Source organism: Terrabacter sp. 2TAF16, assembly GCF_052115065.1.
Taxonomy (GTDB): Bacteria; Actinomycetota; Actinomycetes; order Actinomycetales; family Dermatophilaceae; genus Terrabacter.
Genome location: NZ_JBFRFZ010000008.1, coordinates 57,266 through 80,187 on the forward strand (window position 1 = coordinate 57,266; position 22,922 = coordinate 80,187).

The 22,922-nt window shown below is 71.3% G+C and carries 20 protein-coding genes; 8 read left to right on the forward strand and 12 right to left on the reverse strand.

The features are described 5' to 3' along the window. Nucleotides 1–221: 221 nt before the first annotated feature. The 4 genes from nth to AB4Z14_RS14215 all read left to right on the forward strand — a co-directional run bounded on the left by nth (nt 222) and on the right by AB4Z14_RS14215 (nt 3,673). Nucleotides 222–881, forward strand: coding sequence for an endonuclease III (nth, locus tag AB4Z14_RS14200; protein WP_235508717.1), 660 nt, complete (start codon nt 222–224; stop codon nt 879–881). After that, complete coding sequence (locus AB4Z14_RS14205; protein WP_056774027.1) at nt 878–1,621, forward strand: NUDIX hydrolase; 744 nt, start codon at nt 878–880, stop codon at nt 1,619–1,621. The genes nth and AB4Z14_RS14205 overlap by 4 nt, the downstream gene beginning before the upstream one ends. Beyond that, nucleotides 1,618–2,820, forward strand: coding sequence for a MarP family serine protease (locus AB4Z14_RS14210; protein ID WP_442275737.1), 1,203 nt, complete (start codon nt 1,618–1,620; stop codon nt 2,818–2,820). Before AB4Z14_RS14205 ends, AB4Z14_RS14210 begins: the two co-directional genes overlap by 4 nt. A 73-nt stretch (nt 2,821–2,893) precedes the next feature. After that, on the forward strand, nt 2,894–3,673 hold the full coding sequence (locus AB4Z14_RS14215) for a GNAT family N-acetyltransferase (protein WP_442275738.1): 780 nt from the start codon (nt 2,894–2,896) through the stop codon (nt 3,671–3,673). Between the two features lie 144 nt (nt 3,674–3,817). Here the strand turns inward: AB4Z14_RS14215 and AB4Z14_RS14220 are convergent, their stop codons facing one another. From AB4Z14_RS14220 to AB4Z14_RS14235, 4 genes are read right to left on the reverse strand one after another with little or no spacing between them, the layout of a single operon-like run. Next, nucleotides 3,818–4,210, reverse strand: coding sequence for a universal stress protein (locus AB4Z14_RS14220; RefSeq protein ID WP_442275739.1), 393 nt, complete (start codon nt 4,208–4,210; stop codon nt 3,818–3,820). Beyond that, complete coding sequence (locus tag AB4Z14_RS14225) at nt 4,207–5,757, reverse strand: tripartite tricarboxylate transporter permease (RefSeq protein WP_442275740.1); 1,551 nt, start codon at nt 5,755–5,757, stop codon at nt 4,207–4,209. The genes AB4Z14_RS14220 and AB4Z14_RS14225 overlap by 4 nt, the downstream gene beginning before the upstream one ends. Further along, entirely contained in the window at nt 5,757–6,344 is a 588-nt protein-coding gene (locus tag AB4Z14_RS14230; protein WP_442275741.1) for a tripartite tricarboxylate transporter TctB family protein, read from the reverse strand. Before AB4Z14_RS14230 ends, AB4Z14_RS14225 begins: the two co-directional genes overlap by 1 nt. Before the next feature lie 2 nt (nt 6,345–6,346). Further along, a complete protein-coding gene (locus AB4Z14_RS14235; protein WP_442275742.1) occupies nt 6,347–7,372 on the reverse strand; it encodes a Bug family tripartite tricarboxylate transporter substrate binding protein in 1,026 nt (341 codons plus the stop codon). A 101-nt stretch (nt 7,373–7,473) separates the two neighbouring features. Between AB4Z14_RS14235 and AB4Z14_RS14240 the strand changes: the two genes are divergently transcribed. Together AB4Z14_RS14240 and AB4Z14_RS14245 are read left to right on the forward strand one after the other, a co-directional pair. Next, entirely contained in the window at nt 7,474–9,231 is a 1,758-nt protein-coding gene (locus AB4Z14_RS14240) for an ATP-binding protein (RefSeq protein ID WP_442275743.1), read from the forward strand. Next, on the forward strand, nt 9,228–9,899 hold the full coding sequence (locus tag AB4Z14_RS14245) for a response regulator (protein WP_442275744.1): 672 nt from the start codon (nt 9,228–9,230) through the stop codon (nt 9,897–9,899). The genes AB4Z14_RS14240 and AB4Z14_RS14245 overlap by 4 nt, the downstream gene beginning before the upstream one ends. Before the next feature lie 170 nt (nt 9,900–10,069). Here AB4Z14_RS14245 and AB4Z14_RS14250 read toward each other — a convergent pair whose 3' ends face one another. The 3 genes from AB4Z14_RS14250 to AB4Z14_RS14260 form a co-directional block, all read right to left on the reverse strand. Then, nucleotides 10,070–13,696 (reverse strand): S8 family serine peptidase, encoded by a 3,627-nt coding sequence (locus AB4Z14_RS14250; RefSeq protein WP_442275745.1) that lies wholly within the window; start codon nt 13,694–13,696, stop codon nt 10,070–10,072. A gap of 266 nt (nt 13,697–13,962) precedes the next feature. Next, nucleotides 13,963–14,508: an FMN-binding protein gene (locus tag AB4Z14_RS14255; protein ID WP_442275746.1), complete on the reverse strand. Its 546-nt coding sequence runs from the start codon at nt 14,506–14,508 to the stop codon at nt 13,963–13,965. Beyond that, nucleotides 14,505–15,965, reverse strand: coding sequence for a ferredoxin reductase family protein (locus AB4Z14_RS14260; RefSeq protein WP_442275747.1), 1,461 nt, complete (start codon nt 15,963–15,965; stop codon nt 14,505–14,507). The genes AB4Z14_RS14255 and AB4Z14_RS14260 overlap by 4 nt, the downstream gene beginning before the upstream one ends. 61 nt (nt 15,966–16,026) lie before the next feature. Between AB4Z14_RS14260 and AB4Z14_RS14265 the strand changes: the two genes are divergently transcribed. Beyond that, nucleotides 16,027–16,698, forward strand: a complete 672-nt coding sequence (locus tag AB4Z14_RS14265; RefSeq protein ID WP_442275748.1) for a response regulator transcription factor — start codon at nt 16,027–16,029, stop codon at nt 16,696–16,698. Nucleotides 16,699–16,760: 62 nt separating this feature from the next. Then, nucleotides 16,761–17,957, forward strand: coding sequence for a sensor histidine kinase (locus tag AB4Z14_RS14270; protein ID WP_442275749.1), 1,197 nt, complete (start codon nt 16,761–16,763; stop codon nt 17,955–17,957). An 11-nt stretch (nt 17,958–17,968) separates the two neighbouring features. Here the strand turns inward: AB4Z14_RS14270 and AB4Z14_RS14275 are convergent, their stop codons facing one another. From AB4Z14_RS14275 to AB4Z14_RS14295, 5 genes are all read right to left on the reverse strand, one after another. Next, a complete protein-coding gene (locus AB4Z14_RS14275; RefSeq protein ID WP_442275750.1) occupies nt 17,969–19,081 on the reverse strand; it encodes a hypothetical protein in 1,113 nt (370 codons plus the stop codon). A 118-nt stretch (nt 19,082–19,199) separates the two neighbouring features. Then, on the reverse strand, nt 19,200–20,414 hold the full coding sequence (locus tag AB4Z14_RS14280; protein ID WP_442275751.1) for a glycosyltransferase 87 family protein: 1,215 nt from the start codon (nt 20,412–20,414) through the stop codon (nt 19,200–19,202). Nucleotides 20,415–20,521: 107 nt separating this feature from the next. Next, nucleotides 20,522–21,283 (reverse strand): serine hydrolase, encoded by a 762-nt coding sequence (locus AB4Z14_RS14285; RefSeq protein ID WP_442275752.1) that lies wholly within the window; start codon nt 21,281–21,283, stop codon nt 20,522–20,524. A gap of 121 nt (nt 21,284–21,404) precedes the next feature. Further along, nucleotides 21,405–22,316 carry an alpha/beta fold hydrolase gene (locus tag AB4Z14_RS14290; protein ID WP_442275753.1) on the reverse strand — a complete coding sequence of 304 codons (912 nt, stop codon included), beginning with the start codon at nt 22,314–22,316 and terminating at the stop codon, nt 21,405–21,407. Nucleotides 22,317–22,338: 22 nt separating this feature from the next. Continuing rightward, on the reverse strand, nt 22,339–22,890 hold the full coding sequence (locus AB4Z14_RS14295) for a phage holin family protein (protein WP_442275754.1): 552 nt from the start codon (nt 22,888–22,890) through the stop codon (nt 22,339–22,341). Between the last annotated feature and the right edge of the window lie 32 nt (nt 22,891–22,922).

Consider the following 22,922-nt stretch of genomic DNA (forward strand, 5'->3'; position numbering starts at 1 on the left):
TGTGCATGCAGGACGTACCCACCTCTGGTTCGCTTCGCGCGAAACCTTGGACGCGCCCCGGACGCAACCGCACCAAACCCTGGACGAACGCGCCCGACCGACCGCCCCACGGAGGCGGACAGCGGGTGACAGCGGGGCGGCATACAGTGTCGTCCGTGTCCCCCCGAGCCCTCGTGATCGACGACGAGACCCCTGTGGCGCGGACCCGGCGCGCCCGGAAGATGTACCGCTCCCTCCATGAGCGCTACCCGTACGCCCACTGCGAGCTCGACTTCAGCACACCCCTCGAGCTGCTCGTCGCGACGATCCTGTCGGCGCAGACGACCGACGTCGGGGTCAACAAGGTGACGCCGATCGTCTTCGCGAAGTACCCGACGGCCGCCGACTACGCGAACGCCGACCGCACCGAGCTCGAGACGATCATCCAGCCGACCGGCTTCTACCGCGCCAAGACCGACTCGCTCATCAAGCTCGGGATCGCCCTCGTCGAGCGTTTCGACGGCGAGGTGCCGCCGCGCCTCAAGGACCTCGTGACGCTCCCGGGTGTGGGCCGCAAGACGGCCAACGTCGTGCTCGGCAACGCCTTCGGCGTCCCCGGCATCACCGTCGACACCCACTTCGGCCGCCTCGCCCGCCGCTTCGGCTGGACCGAGGAGGAGGACCCGGTCAAGGTCGAGCACGAGGTCGGCGCGCTCTTCATGCGCAAGGACTGGACGATGCTCAGCCACGTCGTCATCTTCCACGGCCGCCGCACGTGCCACGCGAAGAAGCCGGCCTGCGGGGCGTGCCCGGTCGCGCGCTGGTGCCCCAGCTACGGCGCCGGCGAGACCGACCCCGACAAGGCGGCGAAGCTCCTGAAGTACGAGCTGGCGCCGAAGTGACCCACACGCTCAGCCGGATCGCGTATGCCGGCAGGTCGGGTTCCATCGAGCCCTCCCCGACGCCCGGGGCGGGGACCGTGCCGCGTCCGGCGTGGATGGACGAGCTCGCGGTGCGCCTCGAGGAGGTCGCGCCCGAGTGGTTCTCCCGCTTCCTGCCGCCGGAGGAGGGCGGCCGCGAGTCGGCGGTCCTCATCCTCTTCGGCCCCCCACCCGCCGGCGCCGACGACGACGGCGAGCACGTCGTGCTCATCGAGCGCTCGCACACGATGCGCACCCAGCCGGCCCAGATCGCCTTCCCGGGCGGCTCCCGCGACCCCGGGGACGACGACCTCGTCGCCACCGCGCTGCGCGAGGCCGAGGAGGAGACGGGCATCGACCCGGCTGGGGTCGACGTCGTCGCCCAGCTGCCCTCGCTCTTCCTCGCTCCGGCCCAGTTCGTCGTCGCGCCGGTGCTCGGCTGGTGGGCGCAGCCCTCGCCGATCGGGGTCCGCGACCCGGCAGAGGTGCACGACGTGCTCTCGGTACCCGTCTCGCACCTCGTCGACCCGGCCACCCGCTTCTCGGTGACGCATCCCTCGGGCTACGTCGGACCGGGCTTCGACCTCGACCACCTGCTCCTGTGGGGCTTCACCGCCGGGCTCGTCAGCAGCGTCCTCGAGCTCGGCGGACTCTCCCGGCCGTGGGATCCTGAGATCCGGCGCGAGCTCCCCGAGCGCTACCTCGGAGGGAGGCGGTCATGACCGGCAGTGTCGTGCTCGACATCGCCCTGGTCCTGCTCCTGCTGGCGTACGGCTACTCCGGCTACCGGCAGGGGCTGATCCAGAGCGTCTTCTCGCTCGTCGGCTTCTTCGCCTTCGCGATGTTCGCGGTGTGGCAGCTCCCCGAGATGCTGGCACGGTGGCAGTCGGTTGCCGACAACGACCGCACCCGGGTGCTCGTGCTCATCCTCGGTGTCGTCGCGTTCGGGTGGCTCGGCCAGTACCTCGGCAGCCTCCTCGGGGCACGGATCCGGCGCCGCGTCGGCCAGACCTCGCTGCGTCAGGTCGACTCGGTCCTCGGTGGCATCGTCGTCATGGTCGCCGCCAGCCTCATCATCTGGTTCATCGGCGGTGCGCTGCGCACGGCCGGCAACCCGGCGCTGTCCAAGGCGATGGCCGACTCGAAGGTGCTGCAGGTCGTCAACTCCGTCGTCCCCGAGCAGACCGGCCAGGTCTTCGCGAGCTTCCGCGGCTTCCTGTCGAGCCAGGGCTTCCCGCAGGTGTTCGGCGATCTGGCACCCGAGCCGATCACGCCGGTGCAGGACCCCGACCCCGCTGTCGCGCAGTCGGCGGCGATCCGCGCGGCCGGCCGGTCCGTCGTCAAGGTGACGACCCAGTCTCAGTCGTGCCAGCGCGGCCAGGAGGGCACCGGCTGGGTGCTCTCGCCGGGCCGCATCGTCACCAATGCCCACGTCGTCGCCGGCGCCGACGAGGTGCGGGTCGAGAGCGCTGACCAGACGCTGCGCGCGCGCGTCATCGTCTTCGACGCGCGTCGGGACCTCGCCGTGCTCAGCGTGCCGGGCCTGGCTCTGCCGGCGCTCCCGCTCGGCGGTGAGCTGAAGCGCGGCGACTCGGCTGCGGTGCCGGGCTACCCGCTTGACGGCCCCTACCGGGTCGTGTCCGCCCGTGTCCGGGCCCAGCTCGAGGCCCGCGGGCTCGACGTCTACGGCAGCGAGCGCGTCATCCGCGAGATCTACTCGCTCGCCTCGACCGTGCAGCCGGGCAACTCCGGCGGCCCCCTGCTCGACGCCGAGGGCCGGGTCGTCGGTGTCATCTTCGCCAAGTCGCTCGAGGACGACTCGACCGGCTACGCGTTGACGCTCGCCGAGGCCAAGCCGGTGCTCGACGAGGCCAGGTCCGCGGGGGCCGAGGTCGACACCGGCGCCTGCGTCGCCGGCTGACTCGCCTGCCCCCTCCACCGTCGAAGGGCCGAAGTTCGTCGGTGTGGCCTTTCGACGGTGGAAGGATCGGGGGGTGCGCATCGACAGTCCCGGGCTGACCACCGACCTCGACCTGCTCCGCCTCCAGGGAGCGACCGTCACCGACCTCGGCGACCACCTCGTCGTGCGCACCGAGGCCAACCCGACCTTCTGGTGGGGCAACTTCCTGCTCGTGCCCTCCGCGGTCCGTTCGGACGAGATCGAGCGCTGGACCGCATGCTTCGAGGAGGAGCTCCCGGACGCCCACCACCGAGCGATCGCCTTCACGCACGACGGCGGTGACACCGAGGCCTGGGCCGCGCACGGTTGGGACGTCGAGGTCGACGTCGACCTCGCCACGACGTCGGTGCCGGCTCCCGCGGACGCACCCGACGGCATACGGCTCACGCCGCTCGAGTCCGACGACGACTGGGAGCAGTCGGCCGACGTCGGCGGGAGCGACACCCCCGAGGACCGTCGCGACGCGCGTCTCGTCTTCGAACGGCGGCGGGCGGCGGCGCAACGCGGGCTCGTCGAGTCGGGGCGGGCGCGGTGGTTCGGGGCCTTCGACGGCGACCGGCTCGTTGCGAACCTCGGCATCGTGCGGCTCGGCGACCTCGCCCGCTACCAGGACGTCGTCACCCTCGAGAGCCACCGCCGGCGCGGCATCGCCGGGGCGCTCGTGCGTGCCGCAGGGGAGTGGGCGCTCGAGGACCCGGCCGTCGGGCGGCTCGTCATCGTCGCCGAGGAGGGCGGGCCCGCGATCGGGCTCTACCAGCGCGCCGGCTTCGCCGAGGTCGCCCGCCACGTTGCCGTCTCCCGAGCCCCCGCCTGACCCGTCCCGGGTTCGAGGTGATGTCGGCACCGAGGTGGCGCGCGCCATCACCTCGAACCGTCAGGGGCCGGGCGCGCCTCGAGGTGATACCGGCAGCACCGTGGCTGCCGGTATCACCTCGAACGGGGGCGTATGCCGGGTCGCTCAGTCCGCCTTGACGGCGAGCACCGGGCAGGTGGCGTCGAGCAGCAGGCGCTGCGCGGTCGAGCCGAGCAGCAGCTTGCCGACGGCGCTGCGGTGCCGGATGCCGATGACGAGCATCCGGGGCTGCTCCCGGTCGACGAGCTCGAGGAGCTGGTCGGCCGGGTCGGTGCCGTGCTCGATGCGACGCACCTCGTGCGTGACCCCGGACTCGGCGAGATCGGCGTCGAGCCGGTCGAGGTCCGAGCCCTCGGCGCGGTGCGCGTCGACGAGCTTGTCGTCACGAGACATGTTGATGACGAGCACCGACTCGTCGTGCGCCTTCGCCTCGGCGATGGCGGCCGCGAGGGCCGCCTCGCCCTGCGACGTCGGGATGTAGCCGACGAGGATCGTCATGCCATGACCTCCGTCGTCGCGGGGGTGCTCGACCCCGGGCCGCCGTCGCCGTCGGGCCCGTGTCCACGACCCCGTCCGGTCAGCCTGCCGACGAGCGGCCACAGCAGGACCAGCGCGATGATCGCGTAGCAGACCCAGGCCACGGGTCCGCCGACGAGACCGCTGAGGTCGCCGCCCGAGAGCTGGAGCGAGCGACGCCCCTGCAGCTCGGCGAGCGGGCCGAGGATGACGCCGATGATGAGCGGCAGCACCGGCAGCCCGAAGCGGCGCAGCGCGAAGCCGACCATGCCCAGCGCGAGCAGCAGGAGCAGGTCGAACGGCTGGGCGTTGACGGCATACGCCCCCATGGAGGCGAAGAAGAGGATGCCGGCGTAGAGGTAGGGACGCGGGATCTGGAGCAGCTTGGCCCAGGCCGGGGCGAGCGGCAGGTTGAGCAGCAGCAGCATCGTGTTGCCGACGAAGAGGCTCGCGATGAGCGTCCAAACGAGCACCGGCTGCTTCTCCATGAGCAGCGGCCCCGGCTCGAGGCCCCATCCCTGCAGCGCGGCCAGCATGATCGCGGCCGTCGCGTTGGTCGGCAGCCCGAGCGCGAGCATCGGGACCAGGGTGCCGGCAGCCGAGGCGTTGTTGGCGGCCTCGGGTCCGGCGACGCCCTCGATGGCGCCCTTGCCGAACTCCTCCGGTCGCTTCGAGAGCTTGCGCTCGGTCATGTAGGACAGGAAGGTCGGGATCTCGGCGCCACCAGCGGGGAGGGCACCGAACGGGAAGCCGAACGCGGTGCCGCGCAGCCACGGCTTCCACGAGCGGCCCCAGTCGTCCCGCCCCATCCACGGACGGCCGACGGGGATGACGCCGGCGGCCTTGCGCCGCAGGTGGGCCGCGACCCAGAGCGCCTCGCCGACGGCGAAGATGCCGACCGCGACGACGACGACGTCGATGCCGTCGGCGAGCTGCGCGGTCCCGAAGGTCATGCGCTGCTGGCCGGTCACCTTGTCGATGCCGATGAGCCCGATGGAGAGGCCGATGAGCAGGGCCGCGAAGCCGCGGATGCGTGAGCTGCCGAGCACCGCGCTCGCCCCGGCGAAGGCCAGCAGCATGATCGCGAAGTACTCGGGGGCGCCGAGGCTGACCGCGAACTTCACGACCTGCGGCATGACGAGCGCGAGCAGCAGGGTGCCGATCGTGCCGGCGACGAAGGAGCCGATGGCCGCGGTCGCGAGCGCCTGCGCGGCCCGGCCGGCCTTGGCCATCTTGTTGCCCTCGATGGCCGTGACGACCGACGAGGACTCGCCGGGCGTGTTGAGCAGGATCGAGGTCGTCGAGCCGCCGTACATGCCGCCGTAGAAGATGCCGGCGAACATGATGAGGGCCTGGGTCGGCTCGAGGCCGTACGTGACGGGCAGGAGCAGCGCGACGGTCATGGCCGGGCCGATGCCCGGGAGGACGCCGACGGCGGTGCCGATGGTGACGCCGATGAGGGCGAAGAGCAGGTTCATCGGGGTCAGGACGTGCCCGAACCCGTCGATGAGGTTGGCGAAGTTGTCCATCAGAGGATTCCTTGCAGCACGCCGGCGGGCAGGTTGACGTCGAGCCCGATGGCGAAGGCGTAGAAGGTGGCGAGCGCGAGGCCCAGGCCGAAGAGCAGACCGCGCACGTGGTGACGGTTGCCGAGGGCGAAGGCCGAGCCGGCGAAGAGGATGGTGCCGCTGATGACCCAGCCGAGCGGCTCGATGAGCACGGCGTTGAGGACGAAGAAGCCGGCGAGCAGGCCGAGTGTCTTCCAGTCCGAGCCGGTCGAGAGGTCGACGTCCTCGCCCTCCTCGGCGCTGCCGACGCCGCCGCGGTAGACGTCGACGGCATACAGGACGGCGGTCACGAGCAGCAGGATGCCGAGGATGATCGGCACGGGACGGGGACCCACGGGGTCGTTGCTGCTCGTCGCATGGCCGATGCGGGCCGCGTTGAAGAGCAGCAGCGCGCCGAGGACCGCGAGGAACGCGCACATGCCGTACTGCGCGCGATCCCCGCGGCCCTGCGCGGCCACCCCGTCGGACATGACGGCGGACGTGCCGCCGGTGCTGGTCAGAGCACCGGCGGGCGCGTCGCGCGTGGGGTCGGGGGTGTGGTCCGACATGGTCAGCTGGCCAGTCCGAGGGTGGTGAGGATCTCGGCGACCGAGGCGTCCTGCTCCTTGAGGAAGGTGCCGAACGCGTCACCGGTGACGAAGGCGTCGGTCCAGCCGCGCTTGGTCATCTCGTCCTTCCAGCCCTGCGAGGCGTGCATCTTCGTCAGCGCGTCGATCCACGTGGCCTTGTCGGCGTCGGAGATGCCGGGAGGGGCCACGATGCCGCGCCAGTTGGTGAAGACGAGGTCGATGCCGGACTCCTTGAGGGTCGGCACGTCGGGGAGGGCGTCGATGCGCTTCTCGCTCGTGACCGCGAGGACCTTGACCTGGCCGGCCTTGACCTGGTCGAGGAACTCTCCGAAACCACTGGCACCGAAGGAGATCTTGTTGCCGATGAGGGCCGGGAGCAGCTCGCCGCCGCCGTCGAAGCCGATGTAGCTGACGACCTTGGGGTCGATGCCGACGGCCTTGGCCAGCTGCATCGGGAGCAGGTGGTCGGGTCCGCCCGGGGACGAGCCGCCGCCGACGTTGACCTTCTTCGGGTCGGCCTTCCACGCCGCGACGAGCGCGTTGACGTCCTGGTAGGGAGAGTCCTTCGGCACGACGATCGCGCCGGCCTCCTCGATGAGCTTGGCGATCGGGGTGGTGTCGTTGAGCGTGGCCTGGCTCTTCTGCGTGTAGGCCGCGCCGACGACGCCGAGCCCCATCTGCATGGCGAGCTTGCCGTTGCCCTTCTCGTTGACCGTGCGCTGCAGGCCCACGGTGCCGCCGGCGCCCGGGAGGTTGAAGACCTGGATGGCGCTGGTGATCTTGGCGGCCTCCATGACCTTCGCCGCGGTGCGGGCGGTCGTGTCGTAGCCGCCGCCGGGGGCGTTGGGGACCATGATCTGGAGGTTGTTGGCGGGGGAGCCGCCGGCCGCGCCGGTGGCGGCGTCGTCCTTCTTGGCGGTGGCTCCGCAGGCCGAGAGGGCCAGGGCGGTGACGCCGACGGTGACGCCGAACAGGACGGACCTGCGGGCGGGAGTGCGAGTGCTCATCGTTGAGGTCTCTTTCGCGTTCTGTGGCTGGAACGGCATGATCGTGGCCTGCGCCACGACGCCGTGTCGCCCTTGTGTCAGCAATGAAGGTTGAGTTCGTTTTGGTCACGCAGAGACCGGGCCGCTTCGGTCGCCTCTCCCTCGCCGGGCAGCTGCTCGTCGTGCAGATGGTCATCCTGCTCGGTGTGCTCGTCACCGTCGCACTGGTGTCCCTCGCGCAGTCGGAGTCGACGTTCACGCGGACCGAGGGCCGCCGGGTGTCGGCCATCGCCGAGCAGCTCGCAAGCACCCCGATCGTGCGCACCGAGATGGGCCCCGGCGGGATCGTCAACGTGCTCCCGGCGGTCGTGCAGTCGGTCGTGACGCAGTACACCGTCACGTCGGTGACGATCGCCGACGCCGACGAGATCGCGCGGGTGTCGTCGGACCCGACCATCGACAAGACCCGCATCCCGCTCGGCGCCCCGGCGGTCGGCGAGGGGGCGAGCTGGACCGGAGTCATGGACGTCCAGGGCGAGCGGATGCTCGTCGCGCAGAGCCCGCTGCTCTACACGCCGACCTCGTCTTCGGAGTCGGCGCCGCTGCCCGTCGGCGCCCAGCTCGGCACCGTCATGGTCGCCGTGCGTATGCCGTCCGCCCTCGACCGCCTCCAAGGTGCGTCGTCCTACCTGCCGACCTACCTCGGCATCGCCCTCGTGCTCGGAGGCGTGGGCTCGTGGCTGCTTGCCCGGCGCATCAAGCGGCAGACGCTCGGGCTCGAGCCGGCCGAGATCACGGGCCTCGCCGAGAGTCGGGAGGCGATGCTCTTCGGGCTCGCCGAGGGTGTCGTCGCGCTCGACACGAACGAGCGGATCACCTTGGTCAACAACGTCGCCCAGCGTCTGCTCGACCTGCCGGAGCACGCCGTGGGGATGCGCCTCGACGACCTCCCGATCGGTCCACGGCTGCGTGACGTGCTACGGGGGGTGACGGACGAGAGCGAGTCCTCGGATGCCGTGGTCGGGGCCGAAGACGGTGGTGAGGCGGATGACGCCACGGGCGCCGGTGCGGGCGACGGGGCCCGGACGAGGCCTCGCGACCAGGTCGTCCTGCGCCGCGGACGGGTCCTCGTCATGAATCGCATGGAGGTCAGCAAGGACGGCAGGCCGCTGGGCTCGGTGACGACCCTGCGCGACCGCACCGAGCTGGCCGACCTCGAGCGCGAGATCGGCTCGTTCCGGAGCACGACCGAGCTGCTCCGGGCCCAGGCGCACGAGTTCGCCAACCAGCTGCACACGATCTCGGGGCTGATCCAGCTCGGCGAGTACGACGAGGTCGTCGGCTACGTCGACGCGGTGAGCGAGCACCGGGCGCAGCTCGACCTCACCGTGTCGCGCCGCATCCGCGACACCGCCGTGACGGCGCTCGTCATGGCCAAGGCCGCGCAGGCGACCGAGCGGCGCGTCGAGCTGCGGGTCTCCGACGACACGTCGCTCGGTCGCGTCGGCTCTCGCGACTCGGCCGACGTCGCCGCCGTGGTGGGCAACCTCGTCGACAACGCCATCGACGCCGCGGCGTCGGCGAAGGGGGCCGACAAGTGGGTCGAGCTGACGATCCGCCAGGACGCGAGCTCGCTCGAGGTCAGCGTCGTCGACTCGGGGCCGGGGATCGCGCCCGAGGTCGTGACCGAGGTCTTCACCCACGGCTACACGACGAAGGCCGCCCGGGCGGGGGAGCGCGGCATCGGGCTGGCGCTGACGCGGCTGATCTGCCAACGTCGGGGCGGCGAGGTCGAGGTGGAGAACACCCCGACGGGCGCGAAGTTCGTCGCCCGCCTCACCGTCGAGGCCGCCAACGGGCACGCGGAGGAGAAGCGATGACCACGGTGCTCGTCGTCGACGACGACTTCATGGTGGCTCGGATCCACCGTGGCTTCGTCGAGCGGATCGACGGCTTCGAGGTCGTCGGCACGGCCCAGACGGGCGACGAGGCCGTGGCCCTCGTCGAGTCGCTCCGGCCCGATCTGGTGCTCCTCGACCTCTACCTCCCCGACGCGTTCGGGCTCGACGTCGTCACCCGCCTGCGGGCGGCCGGGCACACCTGCGACGTGCTCGTCATCACCGCGGCCAAGGAGGCCGACGCGGTGCGAGGCGCGGTGCGGCACGGTGTCGTCGGCTACCTGCTCAAGCCCTTCGCCTTCGCCGACCTCGAGCAACGCCTGCGGACGTATGCCGCCGAGCGGGCACGTGGCCTCAGCGACGACCTGACGCAGGAGGAGATCGACGCGGCGTTCACCTCGCAGCCGGTCGGCCGCGGTCCGGTGGCCGTGCTTCCGAAGGGCCTGAGCGCCGAGACGGCGGAGGCTGTCGAGAAGGCGCTCCGAGAGTCGAGCGAGACGCTCTCGGCGACGGAATGTGCTGAGGCCGTGGGCATCTCGCGGGTCAGTGCCCGTCGCTACCTCGAGCACTTCGTGTCGTTCGCCCAGGCCGAGGTGACCCTGCGCTACGGCACGACCGGCCGCCCGGAGCGCCGCTACCGCTGGCTCTGACCGCACCCGCCGACCACGCGCAGCCAGGCCGATCGTCGCACGGATCCCACCGTCGACAGGCCCCGTTCTCACGCAGCTGCAGTGAGAACGGGGCCACTCGAGTGGGACGGGGCGCTCACTCGAGTGGGACGGGGCGCTCACTCGAGTGGGGCGGGGCGGACGCGCCGGCGTCAGCGGACGGTGACCCGGCGCAGCGCGCTGCTCGAGCCGACGAAGGTGCCCGAACCGCGGTAGATCCACATGTAGTCGACCGACGCCGTGGGAGCGTGCGTGAACGACACGGCGCCGGTGGAGCTCGACGTGCGCGTCGCCGTGAGGTTCCACGTCGTCGAGCCGACCCGGCGCCAGTAGAGCTGGACGGGGACGCCGGCGACGGCACTGCCGGTGTCGCGACGGGTCAGCCTGCTGCTCACCGTGACCGTGCGCCCCTTCGTCAGCGAGGTGACGGTGGACGTGATGGTCTCGGCGGTGCCCACGAGCCGGGCTGACGAGGCGGCGCTGTACCTGCCCGAGCGGTCCTTGGCCCAGATGCGGAAGGTGTACGTCGTCCCCTGGGCGAGGTTGACCTTCGCGCTCAGCGCCGTGCCCGAGTAGACGGCGGTGCCGGTCGTCGGGCTGGACGGTGGGGTGGACCCCGCGGTCATCCGGATGACGTAGCGGTCGAGGTCGTTGACCCCCGGTGCCGTCCACGTCAGCGTCGCCGCGCGCAGCGCGCCGGCCGCCCTGAACGTCCCGACGCCCTTCGGTGCCACGTCGACCGTGCGGAACGTCGAGGAGTATGCCGTCGTCATCGTGGCGCTCGACGTGTCCTTCACCCCGGACACGGTGAGGCGGTAGGGCGCGTTGTCGTAGAGCGGCGAGCTCGGCCTCACCGTCGCGGTGCGCTTGACGGCGTCGTACGTGACGGTGGCGGGTACAGCGGATCCGTTGCGACCGTTGAGGATCCGCACCGTGGAGGAGGTGACGCTCGACGGCACGACATCGCGCGCGAAGGTCACGGTCGGCGTGTAGGTCTGTGTCATCCCCGAACCGAAGTCGTTGGGAGTCGTGCTCCTCACCCACAGCTGCGTCGTCCCCGGTGTCGCTCCCGCCCCGTTGCGAAGGACGTCGAGCCCGGTGTAGGCGGCCACGACGGCATCGAGCTTGCCGTCGCCGGTCAGGTCGGTGACGGCGAGACCGTTGGGATCGTAGTGCGCTCCGGTCGTCGTGGCGCTCGGGCTGGGTCCGGCGATCGTGCCGTCGGCCCGCTGCTGCATGACGGACACGGTGGCCATCCCGCCGTGACCGATGACGAGGTCCTGACGGCCGTCGCCGTTGACGTCGGCGGCCTCGATGGTCTGCGGGAGGTCGACGGTCGCCGACTGCGTCGGAGGCCCGAAGGTCCCGCCCGCCGCGCCACGCCACACGACGAGCTTCGCGTCGGGGGCGTTGCCCCCACCGACGGCGGCGATGTCGAGTCGGGAGTCACCGTTCAGCTCGGCGACCTCCATGGCCTCGATCCGGTCGACCATCGGGTTGGCCAGGCTCGTCGTGACCCAGCCGGCCGTCGTGTTGCGCAGCACGTGCACGGCGTCGAAGGCGTTCGTCGTGATGTCGACACGTCCGTCTCCGTCGATGTCCGTGACCTCGAGCTGGAGCGAGGGGGAGGAGTCGAGGACCGTCCGGGTGAACGTGCCGTCGGCCTGACCGGTGAGCAGGACGATCTCGGTCATGGTCGAGACCACGAGGTCGCGGCGACCGTCACCGGTGACGTCCGCGACCGCGACCTGCACCGCATCGACGGTGTCCGGGACCACCTCGGGCGCGGCGAAGGTGTGCGTCGCGGTCTGCCGGAAGACCTGGATGCCGACCTGTGTGGCCGTGACGATGTCCCGGGAGCCGTCGCCGTCGAAGTCGGTGACGACGAAGTTGCGGGGCACCGAGGCATCGGCCGTCTCCAGGACGACCGGTGCACCGAGGCCGCCGGTCGGCTGCTGGCTGAAGACGTGCACGACCACCGGGCCGGAGCCGTACATCGTTCCCGCGACGACGTCGTCGCGCCCGTCGCCGTCGAGGTCGCCCGTGGCGATGGGTCCGTAGGACCCGTCGGAGGGCAGGTGGGTCGCGTCGGCCAGCAGGCCGCCGCCCTGCTGCGGCTGCGCGCTCAACGTGTAGAGGATGTTGCCCACGCGGGAGCCGTTGTAGTTGCTCACGCTGACGTAGTAGGTGCCGGCGGCCATGCGGACGCCCAGGCTCTCGGGCTGGCCGTCGCCGTACGTGTCGACCTGGGCGACCAGCTTGAGGTTCTCGTCGTAGACGGCCAGCATCGGGTCGATGCTCTGCGGCTGCAGGTTGTTGGGGTCGACCGTGGGAGGTGTCACGGTGAGCAGCACCTGCTGCTGGCCGGGTGACACGTAGCGGTGCCAGTCCACGTCGCCCTCGGTGCCGAGGGCCTGCATGGTGCTGCCGTCGAGCAGGGTCGATCGGGCGGGCACGTCGTTCGGCTCGCCGGTGGTGGACGTGGGCTGGGCGAAGTCACCGGCCCACCCGCCGCCGAGGGCGTTGGTGGCATCGACGATCCCGGCGCCGTAGAAGGGGTCGATGCCCCGCGGGCCGGCGTCACGCGCTGTCGTGCGCAGCCGGGCGGCGATCTGTGCCGGGGTCATCGACGGGGTCTTGCTGCGCAGGAGCACCGCGATGCCGGCGACGATGGGCGCCGAGAACGACGTGCCGGCGCCGATGTAGTAGTCGCTGCCGCGCTCGGTCGAGAGGATGTCCCAGCCCGGCGCCGCGACGTCGACCCAGGAGCCGTGCGTGCTGAAGTAGGTCAGGCTCCCCTTGGTGTCGGTCGCCGCGACGGCGATGGCCTCGGGGTAGGCCGCCGGGTACTCCGGCCGGTCCCCTCCCGTGTTGCCGGCCGCCGCGACGACGACGGCGCCCTTGGCCACCGCGTACTTCACCGCGTCGTGCAGGGCGGGGCTGTCACCGGGTCCACCGAGCGACATGTTGATGATGCGGGCGCCGTGGTCGGCCGCCCACCTGATGCCCTGGACGATGTCGGAGTCGGTGCCCTTGCCGGCCGAGTTGAGGACCTTGACCGGCATGACGCGCGCGTTCCACGCGACGCCGGAGATGCCCTCGGAGTTGTTGGTCTCGGCGGCGATGATGCCCGCGACCATCGAGCCGTGCCCGAAGTCGTCGCTGGCGGCGCCGGCCGCGATGCCGACGTCGGTGATGGCGTTGAAGCCGGCGACGGTGCGCCCGGTGAGGTCGGGGTGCTTGCCGTTGACGCCGGAGTCGAGGACCGCGACGACCTGCGAGAGCGAGCCCTTCGAGCGGTCCCAGGCCGTCGGGATGCGGACGGTCTTGAGGTACTCCTGCTCGTGCGTCGTCGCGTTGAAGTAGTCGTTCGGCGACGCGCTCGACTCACGGATGTAGTCGAGCGTCACCTCGGCGACGGAGGGATCGGTGCTCAGCCGGCTGGCGAGCTCGTCGGCGGCGCCCGTCGTGCGGACGGTGACGAAGCCGGTGCCCCCGACGGCGGTCGTCAAGCGACCACCTCGGCTCTGGACGGCCTTGTCCCGCTTCGATGCCGAGGCCGACGGCGTGAACTTCACGAGCACCGTGTGCGGGTCGTGGGCGCGCGTGCTGCCCTGGTCGCGCACGGGCCTCGGCAGGTGCTTCACCGAAGGCGTCGGTGCTGCTCGACCGGCCGACGGTGTCGGAGCCGCGGACGCGACGGGGGAGGTGGCGAGGGCCGTGACGGGAGCGACGAGCGCAAGCGTCAGGGCAGCGGCGAGCGGCCGGTGTCTGAACATGGAGGAGCCCCTGTGAGAAGTGGTGGTGCGAGCGCATCATGACAGAGCACGACGTCCCGGATGCCTCGAATGCATTGACCTCTGAACGCACCCGCACCCTCCGCGAACCACGCGTCACACGCGTTCCGCGGCACCCGGCATACGCCATCGGTCGGGGGTGTGTGCCGGGTGCTGTCCGACGCGGGAAAGGTGCGGCCCGCCGACCACAGGGGAAGATCGGCGGGCCGCGTCGCGGGCACCCTGTCGGGTGCGGATCGTGGGGCTGGTCAGCCCAGGTGGGCGGCGTCGATCGCCGACTGGAGGCTCTGCTGGTAGGCCTCGCTCGTGTAGGTCGCGCCGCTCACGACGTCGATCTGCGCCGACTGCGCCGCCAGCGCCTCGCGCCTCAGGGTCGGCGCGGCGCCGGCGCTGATGGACACCGACGTGCGCGAGCTGTCGGTCAGCTGGAGGGCGTGGACGTTGGTGATCTTCTTGCCCGTGAAGCTGACCCGCACCTGCACGGAGCCGTACTGCGTCCCGACGACGGCGCCGTCGACGGTGCCGGACGCTGGTGCCGCAGTGGTGGCCTTGGGCGCGCCCGACGTCTTCGTTCCGCTGGACGTCCTCGAGCTGCCCGCCGGCTTGGAGCCGGAGGCCTTCGAGCTGCCGGACGGCTTGGGCGGTGCAGCGGCGACGGGCGTGCCGGCCTTGGCCGACGACAGGATGTGGACGCCCGTGACGGCGGCGTGCTTCGGTGCGAGCCCGGTGGCCCAGGACGCACTCAGCGTGACGATGCCGGCCAGGCCGACGAGGGCAGACGTTGCCTTCCTCACCAGGAGAACCTTTCGTCGTGGATGTGGGCCTTGGGGATGCCGCCCTCGAGGAGGCTGCGGTGGACGAGGTTCATCCAGCCGCCGGGCCCGCAGAGGTAGGCCTCGTGGCGGCGCAGGTCGGGGACGAGCTCGGCGAGGCGCTCGGCGTCGGGGACCGGTCGGCCGCCGGAGTGGTCGGGCGGCAGCCAGGAGCCGCCGACGGGCGGGCCTACGAGGAGGAGCAGCTGGTGGCCGCCGACCGCTGTCAGGTGCTCGAGCTCGTCGCGCAGCGCGAGCTGCGACTCGTCGTTGGCGCGGTAGACGACGGTGACGTCGCCGGGGCCGGCGTGGCCGTGGCGCACGAGCTCCTCGAGGATCGAGCGGACCGGCGTGACACCGATGCCGGCGGCGAGGAGCAGGACGCGACGGCGGACGCGCTGGCGGGAGGTGAAGGCGCCGTAGGGCCCTTCGAAGAGGACGCGCGTGCCGGGTCGCAGGTGGGCCAGGCGGCTCGAGTGGTCGCCGAGCTCGCGCACCGTGATGCGCAGGCGGCGGCCGTCGGGGGCGCTCGAGATCGACCACGGGTGGGCGGTCGCGAGCAGGCGCGGGCTGACGAAGCGCCAGTTGAGGTACTGCCCCGCGCGGACCGGGAGCCGGTCGAGGTGACGGCCCTTCATCCACACGGACCAGACGCCGGGGGCCTCCTCGACGACGTCGGTGACGCGCAGGTCGTGGCGCAGGCTGCGGGCGACGGGGACGAGCACGCGCCACCAGAGGACGCTCGCCGCGACGATCACGAAGAGGGTCCACCAGTAGGTGCGCACCCACTGCGAGGTGGTGAAGTCCGAGCCGATCGACAGCTCGTGCGGCACCGCGAGGACGACGGCGGCATACGCCGTCAGGTGCACGAGGTGCCACCACTCGTAGGACAGGCGCCGGCGGGCGATGCTGACCGACGTCACCGCGATGACGACGAGCAGGGCCGTGGCGATGAAGGCGAAGAGGAGGTCGCTGCCTCCGGTGAGGAGCCGGAACGACTCGACGACCGGAGCGAACGGGCCGTGCAGGTCGTCGCGCGCCGCGTAGCCGATGACGATGGCGCCGACGTGGACGAGCACGAGCGGCACCGTGATGCGGCCGAGGATGCGGTGCGCCTTGAGCGCCCGGTCCATCCCGTAGACGCGGTCGATACACGGCACGCGGGCGGCGAGGAGGAGCTGGATGAGCAGCAGGTCCATCGCGACGAGGCCGGTGAGGCGCCCGACGGCGATGAGGGTGGTGCTGCTCGTGCCGGCGACGAGGTCGTGGCTGCCTCCGCCGAGGAGGAACTGCGCCACGACGGCGAGCAGGCTCGCGATGGCCAGGGTCTCGAGGAGGTCGCCGGTGCGGGCCTGCCAGCGGCGGAAGTCCGCGCCGGCACGCAGGGCTCGACGGACCCGGCTCGGGGTCCCACGGTGTGGTGCGATGGTGGTGCTCACATAGACGATGGTGGGCAGCCGATCTCAGAAAGTTATGAGACACGAAAGGGAGGCTCGGGCCATGACCGCGTCGCCGATCCGCCCACGGCTGCTCCTCGTCGAGGACGACCCCGACCTCTCGCAGATGCTCACCGAGCTGCTCGGCGAGGAGGGGTATGCCGTCACGGCCGTCCGCGACGGACAGGCGGGCCTGCACCGTGGCCTCGTCGACGACTGGGACGTGCTCGTCGTCGACCGTGGGCTGCCGGGCATCGAGGGGGTCGACCTCGTGACGCGCCTGCGCTCGCGGGGCCTGACGGCGCCGGTGCTCTTCCTCACGGCGCGGGGGACCGTGGCCGACCGCGTCGAGGGTCTCGATGCCGGGGCGCAGGACTATGTCGTCAAGCCCTTCGACGTCGACGAGGTGCTCGCGCGGCTGCGGGCCCTGCTGCGCCCGATGGGTGGTGCGGCCGGCGAGCTCGCCGTCGGTGGGCGACGGCTCGTCGTCGCCGAGCAGCGGCTCGTCGGTGGTGACGGCGAGGTCATGCTGTCCGGCCGCGAGGCCCGCCTGCTCGAGACGCTGGCGCGCCGGCCCACGCGGGTCTTCACCCGGGACGAGCTGCTCGTCGCGGCCTTCGACAACGCCGACACGCTCGGCGCCGTCGACACGTACGTCTACTACCTGCGCCGCAAGCTCGGGAAGTCCGTCATCGAGACCGTGCACGGGGTCGGCTACCGGCTCGGGGCCTCCTGATGGGTCGGCGCTCACGGGCGGCCGTGGGGGAGCGCGACCCGCTGCGACGGGCATCGCGGTCGGTGGCTCTGCGCGTCGGTGCGACGACGGCGCTCGTCGTGCTGCTCGCCATCATCGGCACGGCCGTGCTCTTCGACCGGCAGCAGCTCGCCGAGATCCGCGGGCGCACCGAGACGACGGCCCGGACGGCCGACGACGTCGTCGACGCGCCGCCCGGCACGTGGCTCGTCAAGCTGACCGACTCCGGTCACGAGGCGACCCGGTCGATGCCTCCCGGGCTGGCCACCGCGGCCTCTGCCGTGGGGCCGGACGAGTCGGGGCAGACGAGCCTCACGGCAGACGGGCGGTCGTGGCCCGCGTGGGTCGACCGGCGCGAGGGCGTGCGCTACGTCGCCGTCTACGACATCCGCCTGCACACCGGCGAGGAGCAGCGGCTGCTCGTGTCGACCGCGGCGGCCGGGGTGGTGGGGGTGCTCCTGGCCGCGCTGACGGGGCTGTTGGCGGGGCGGCGTGCGGTGCGGCCACTCGGCGAGGCGATGGAGCTGCAGCGCCAGTTCGTCGCCGACGCCTCGCACGAGCTGCGCACTCCTCTGGCCGTCATCAGCACCCGGGCGCAGATGCTGCGTCGGCACGTCGCGGCGGACGTCGCGGCGGATGCTGCCGCCGGCGGCGGGGACCCGGCGTCGGCGCGCCGGCTCGCCGAGGTCGACCAGCTCGTCCACGACACCCAGGCCATGGCCGACGTCGTGTCCGACCTGCTGCTCTCGGCGCAGCTCGAGCACGTCGACGAGGTGGCCGAGCGGGTCGACCTGGGTGCCCTCGCCTCGGAGGTCGTCACCTCGCTCATGCCGTATGCCGCGGACCACGGGGTGACGCTCGTCGACGAGGCGTCGGACGGCGGGGCCTGTGTCGTGGAGGGGGTGCGGCCGAGCCTTCGTCGCTCGGTGCTGGCGCTCGTGGACAACGCGATCGCCCACTCCGAGAAGGGGACCCGGGTCGAGGTGCGGTCGGGTGTCGAGGACGGCCAGGTGCGCGTCGACGTCGTCGACCACGGTGACGGGGTCGATGCCGCCGACGTCGAGAACCTGTCTCGACGCTTCTCCCGCGGAGACGGCGGGTCTGGAGGCCGGCGCGTCGGCCTCGGGCTCGCACTCGTGACGCAGATCGTCCGCTCACACGGTGGCCGGATGGACGTGGCCCGGACTCCCAATGGTGGAGCGACCTTCACGCTGCTGATCCCAGCTGCTGCCGCCGACTGAGGGGCCTGGCCCTACTTCGACCCGGGTGCGAGCTTGCCGAGGGCCTCCGTCAGGCCAGACACGGTGACCTGGGCGGCCAGAGCGAAGATGACGAGTCCGGCCCAGTCCCTCGTCGAACCCTCGAAGGCGTTGTTTCCGATGTACTGCGTCCACACACCCGTCGCAGCCACGACGACCAGGATGGCGCCGAGGGCAACCGCCCAGTAGTGACGAATCAGCCAGAAAGCGGGATGAGACGGGTCGGGCAGCTGTGCCCGGGCCGGGCGCGTATGGGCGAGGATCTCGCGGCCGGCCTCCGGGGTGACCTTCTGTGCGCTCTCCAGGTCGGTGACGATCTCGTCCGCGCCGTCGGTGTCGAGATCCTTGATGGCGGCGTTGGCGTCGTCGATCTTGCGCTGGATCCCGGCCATGGCTTGGTCGTCGTAGCCGGTCGGACCTGACGCCAACCACCGGCGGATGCGGTCCAGCCTCCTCGTGATTCTGAGCAGCTTGCCGAACGGGTCGTTGAGCAGCCGGATGAGCAGCCCGATTCCCGCACCGACCACGAGCAGGGCCAGCGCCTTGCCGACGGCGAAGGGCTGCATCCGGTCGTCCACGAGTACCAGCGCGGGAAAGGACCGGTAGGGCCCGGCTGCGCGCTCGACGACGAGCCGCCCGCAGTACGCACCGGGCGCGACTTCCACCGGCGAAGCCGGGTCCGCTGTCATCGTGTAGCGCAGGCCCGTGACGCCGACGAGCTCCGACGAGACGGTGAGCTGGGCAGAGGGGACGGTCCTCGTGCTCGCCTCGTCCCCGCACGCCACGAGGTCACCCAGGAGCGACGTGGAGAGGATCGCGGGACGCTCGGACGCTTTCGGGGTGGTGGTGCCGGTCGGTTTGACGCACGTGCCGTTGCTCGCCTCGACGAGGTCGGTCGGGGGCTTGGCGTTCGCTCTCGCAGCGTCGCAGGCGTCGACCAGCTTCACGGCGGTGCGGGCCTCACGGCCCAGCCCGAAGACGATGCGAAGCCCTTGTTCCATGCCGGGAGGCACCGCGACCGTCGCGGGTGGCACGACGATGAAGAGCAGCAGTAGACCTGCGACGATGAGGCCCAGCGCGATCCGGAGTGTGCGAGCCCTTGACATGCCGCCCCCTGTGACGAGCGAAGTGGTGCAGAGATCCACGGTCCCAGTTCTGAGTGGCAGCCGAGGGCATTTGACTGAACCGCGGACCGCGACACGCCCCCGCGGCAGGTGGAGCAGATCAGGCGGGGGTGGTTGCGCTCTCGGGCGGCACGCTGGCCATCGATGTCACGGTCGTCCCCAGCGACGGAGGCGGAGGCGGTTTGCGCATGACCTCGCCGATCAGGATGACCACTCCGGCGATGGCGTAGACAGCAGACAGCAGCGCCTTCCACCACGTGAAGGTGAGCGCCTCGAATCCGTCGGTCGTGTAGAGCATCCAGATCAGCGGGAACCAGAAGATGAAGAGCACGAGGGCGGCTCGGACGGGCGACTGTCGGGCCACGAGGACGGCGAGGACCACAGTGATCCACACCCAGTGATGGGTCCACGACACGGGCGACCCGAGAAGGCCCCCGAGGGCTAGCCAGGCCACTGCCTCGACCTGCCCGACAGCGCCACCGCGGTCGAGGCTCTTGCGCGCGGCGATGGATCCCAGGATGACCCCTCCGATCGCAAGGAGAGCTTGGACCGTGACGGGGACCTCGGGACGCCCGAGCAGTCTCAGCACACCGGCGAGCAACGACTGGTTGTCCGTTCCCACGACCGCGTCAGCCCCGAACTTGCCCAGGCCCAGGAAGCCGCCTCCCCAGAACGCCAGAGTGCTCGACGGGGACACGACGAGACCGGTGAGAACAGTTGCGAAGAACGCCCCGGCTGCTCGCGCCGCTGAGGCCCAGTCCTTGCGGAGCAGGAAGTAGATGACGAAGACCGCGGGGGTCAGCTTGATCCCCGCAGCGACCCCGACCAGAACTCCCCGGTATCGCTGAGGGAAGACCAGCAGGTCGACGATGACGATCGCCATGAGAATGAGATTGATCTGCCCGAGCAGCAGGTTGCGGAGCACGGGCTCGAGCGCTGCGGTCGCCACGACGAGCCAGGCCATGAGCCAGGGTTTGAGCGCGAGACGACGTCCGACGACCACAACCGTGGTCACCAACGCGATCAACGAGACGATTGTGAGGCTCCATCGCGCCACCTCGACAGGAAGTAGTGCCAAGGGGACGAAGACTGCCGCCGCGAAGGGCGAATAGGTGAAGCGGAGGTCGACCGACGTAGTGCTCGCGTAGAGGTCACCGCCGTCCAGGATGCGCCGCGCCCCCATGACGTAGACGTCACTGTCCACCCAGATGCCGCTGGTCACGCCTTTCCACTGGCCCCAGGCCAACAGGGCCGTCGCGAGAAGGGCAACCGGCGCAAGCAGGGTGGCGAGCGGACGCGAGCTGGGCGTGGTCATGACTTCCCGAGGTGAGCGGCGAGGCGGCGGAACCGAGCATGTTCGCGCCCGGCCATTGTCCGTGAGGGTCCGCCGGAAGTCCGCGATTCGCCCCAATTCGCGCTAACTCAGAGCTGAGTGAGGACCTGCTCGCCGATGTGGCGCATCCCGCGCAGGACGGCCCAGACCGTGAGGTGGTCGAGCGTCGTGCCGGGAGAGGGGTCCCAGTTGGCGACCGCGGCCCAGGTGATCGTCCGATCGCCTGACGTCACAGCGCCGACGTCGGCCCGCACCCCGGCGTCCGTCCCGGTCTTGTTCCAGAACGTCGTCGGCAGGTCCAGCGAGGCGTGGTGGGCGATCGGGTCGAGACCGCCCTGCTCGACGAGAGCCGAGCCGACCATGGACTGGTCGACGTTGGCCGAGAGCCACTGGCGCACCAGGCGGTCCGCGTCTGGACCGGCGGCTGTGCCGGAGGCGAGTCGGGCCATGAGCTGGCTCAGCTCGGCGGCGCTGCCGGTGGACAGGGTGGCGGGATGGTCGGCGCCGCGGACGTCTCGCACGCGGTCGTGCAGGGCGGTTGCACGCAGGCCGAGGGAGGTGGCACGGGCCGCGACCTCGGCGAGCCCGACCCGCCGGAGCAGGACGTTGGTCGCGAGGTTGTCGGAGACGGCGCCGACGAGCGCCGCGACGTCGATGAGGGGGAGCGTCTCGACCGAGAGGGTGTGCCAGAGTCCGGAGTCGCCGACCCAGAGGTCGACCGAGCGGGTGAGTGGCTCATCGGGGGAGAGGTCGCCGGCGGCGATGAGTCGGGCCGTCTCCACGAGGAGCAGCACCTTGCCGACGGACGCCGTGCGCAACGGCGCGTCGGCACCCGCGGCAGCCAACGGCATTCCGGAGTCCAGTGGAAGCGTCGAGTGAGCCCTCCGATTCCCCGGTCCCGGCTCCACCATCACGCGACGGACGCACACCGACCACGCGACGCCGCCGGCGTCGGGAAGCTCGAGCTCCATGTCAGGCAAGGGTTCCGAGCCACGTGAGGAGGGCGGCGTTCACCGGGTCGGGGGCTTCCTCGGTGAGGAAGTGGCCGGCGCCGGGGACCTTGACATGGCGGTAGTCGCCGGGCACGAAGGCGCCCGACCCGTGGGTGGCGGCGGCGATGACACAGCCGTCGTCGCTGCCCTGGAGCTGGAGCACCGGCACTCGGATCGCGTGACGGATGCGGCGCATGAAGAGCGGCCCGTCGGGGCGCACGGCCGACCGGCCGAGCCAGCGGTAGTGCTCGGCCGCGGAGTGGGCCACGAACGGGATCATCATGGCGTCGCCGTAGCGGGAGACGTCCTCGGGCGTCGGGAAGCTACCGAAGGGTGAGGACCACGAGCGGAGGAGGTCCTCGACGTAGTCGTGCGACTTGGCCATCTCTCGCTCCGGCACGAACGGCTTCTGCAGGCCGGCGATCCATGACGAGGCCCGACGTTGCCTGGTGTTGGCCCACATCGCGTGCCGCAGGATCCGCGGGTGTGGCATCGACAGTGACGCGATGGCGCGGGTGACGTCGGGTCGCAGGATCGGCATGCACCACGCGATCCAGCCGCCGAGGCCCTGACCCATGACGACGGCGTCCTTCTCCCCGAGGGCGCGGATGACGCTGGCGGCGTCGAGGGTCGCCATGTAGGTGTCATAGCCCCGCGGGGGCTTGTCGGATCCGCCGTAGCCGCGGAGGTCCATGGCGGCGACGCGGTAACCGGAGTCGGCCAGGGCGACCATCTGGGCGCGCCACGCGTACCAGAACTGCGGGAAGCCGTGCAGCATCAGCACCAGCGGGCCGTCGCCCAGCTCGGCGACGTGGAAGCGGGCGCCGTTCGCGGAGACGTAGCGGTGCTCCCACGGTCCGTCGATGTTGACGAAGGCAGCGTCGACGGACATGGGTGCGGCTGAGGGTCTCGGGTCAGGCGTCGCGCGACGGGTCTGGCGTGCCCGACGCGCTCCCGTTGCTCGACGGCGCGGCGGGAGTGATGGGGGCAGTGGCGTCGGCCGCCACGGTGGCCGGGAGACCGGGGCGGTCCCACTCGGGACGCGGAGCCGGGACGGTCGTGCCCGGGTGCTCGACCGCCGACTTGATCGCCTCGACCGTCTCCTGCGCCTCGGAAATCGTCTTCGCCGGGGTGGGGTCGACGGTCTTCATCTTCTTGACGCCGAGCAGGCCGAGGACGGCTGCGACGAGCAGCATGAGGACGGTGACGATGAGGAAGCTCGCCCAGCGCGGCAGGCCCAGGGCCTGGATGCCCTCGGCGATCGTCGTGAAGAGGAAGTAGACGGAGTAGAACGCGATGACGGCCGCGCCGGCGAGCAGGCCGCCGCCCACACCCGCCTTCTTGACCTGCACCGAGACCTCAGCCTTGGCCAGGGCGATCTCGCTGCGGATCAGCGTCGAGATGTCCTGTGTCGCGGACGCGACCAGCTGGCCGAGTGTCCGCTCCTGCCGGGGATCCGTGCTCATCGGCTCACTTCCTCGTTTCCGTTCAGTTCAGC

Excerpts from the sequence above, each read along its gene's own strand:
- nth (WP_235508717.1), top strand. The coding sequence starts at position 222 with ATGTACCGCTCCCTCCATGAGCGCTACCCGTACGCCCACTGCGAGCTC.
- AB4Z14_RS14210 (WP_442275737.1), top strand. The coding sequence starts at position 1,618 with ATGACCGGCAGTGTCGTGCTCGACATCGCCCTGGTCCTGCTCCTGCTG.
- AB4Z14_RS14220 (WP_442275739.1), bottom strand. The coding sequence starts at position 4,210 with ATGACGATCCTCGTCGGCTACATCCCGACGTCGCAGGGCGAGGCGGCC.
- AB4Z14_RS14225 (WP_442275740.1), bottom strand. The coding sequence starts at position 5,757 with ATGGACAACTTCGCCAACCTCATCGACGGGTTCGGGCACGTCCTGACC.
- AB4Z14_RS14230 (WP_442275741.1), bottom strand. The coding sequence starts at position 6,344 with ATGTCGGACCACACCCCCGACCCCACGCGCGACGCGCCCGCCGGTGCT.
- AB4Z14_RS14235 (WP_442275742.1), bottom strand. The coding sequence starts at position 7,372 with ATGAGCACTCGCACTCCCGCCCGCAGGTCCGTCCTGTTCGGCGTCACC.
- AB4Z14_RS14245 (WP_442275744.1), top strand. The coding sequence starts at position 9,228 with ATGACCACGGTGCTCGTCGTCGACGACGACTTCATGGTGGCTCGGATC.
- AB4Z14_RS14250 (WP_442275745.1), bottom strand. The coding sequence starts at position 13,696 with ATGTTCAGACACCGGCCGCTCGCCGCTGCCCTGACGCTTGCGCTCGTC.
- AB4Z14_RS14265 (WP_442275748.1), top strand. The coding sequence starts at position 16,027 with ATGACCGCGTCGCCGATCCGCCCACGGCTGCTCCTCGTCGAGGACGAC.
- AB4Z14_RS14275 (WP_442275750.1), bottom strand. The coding sequence starts at position 19,081 with ATGTCAAGGGCTCGCACACTCCGGATCGCGCTGGGCCTCATCGTCGCA.
- AB4Z14_RS14280 (WP_442275751.1), bottom strand. The coding sequence starts at position 20,414 with ATGACCACGCCCAGCTCGCGTCCGCTCGCCACCCTGCTTGCGCCGGTT.
- AB4Z14_RS14285 (WP_442275752.1), bottom strand. The coding sequence starts at position 21,283 with ATGCCGTTGGCTGCCGCGGGTGCCGACGCGCCGTTGCGCACGGCGTCC.
- AB4Z14_RS14290 (WP_442275753.1), bottom strand. The coding sequence starts at position 22,316 with ATGTCCGTCGACGCTGCCTTCGTCAACATCGACGGACCGTGGGAGCAC.
- AB4Z14_RS14295 (WP_442275754.1), bottom strand. The coding sequence starts at position 22,890 with ATGAGCACGGATCCCCGGCAGGAGCGGACACTCGGCCAGCTGGTCGCG.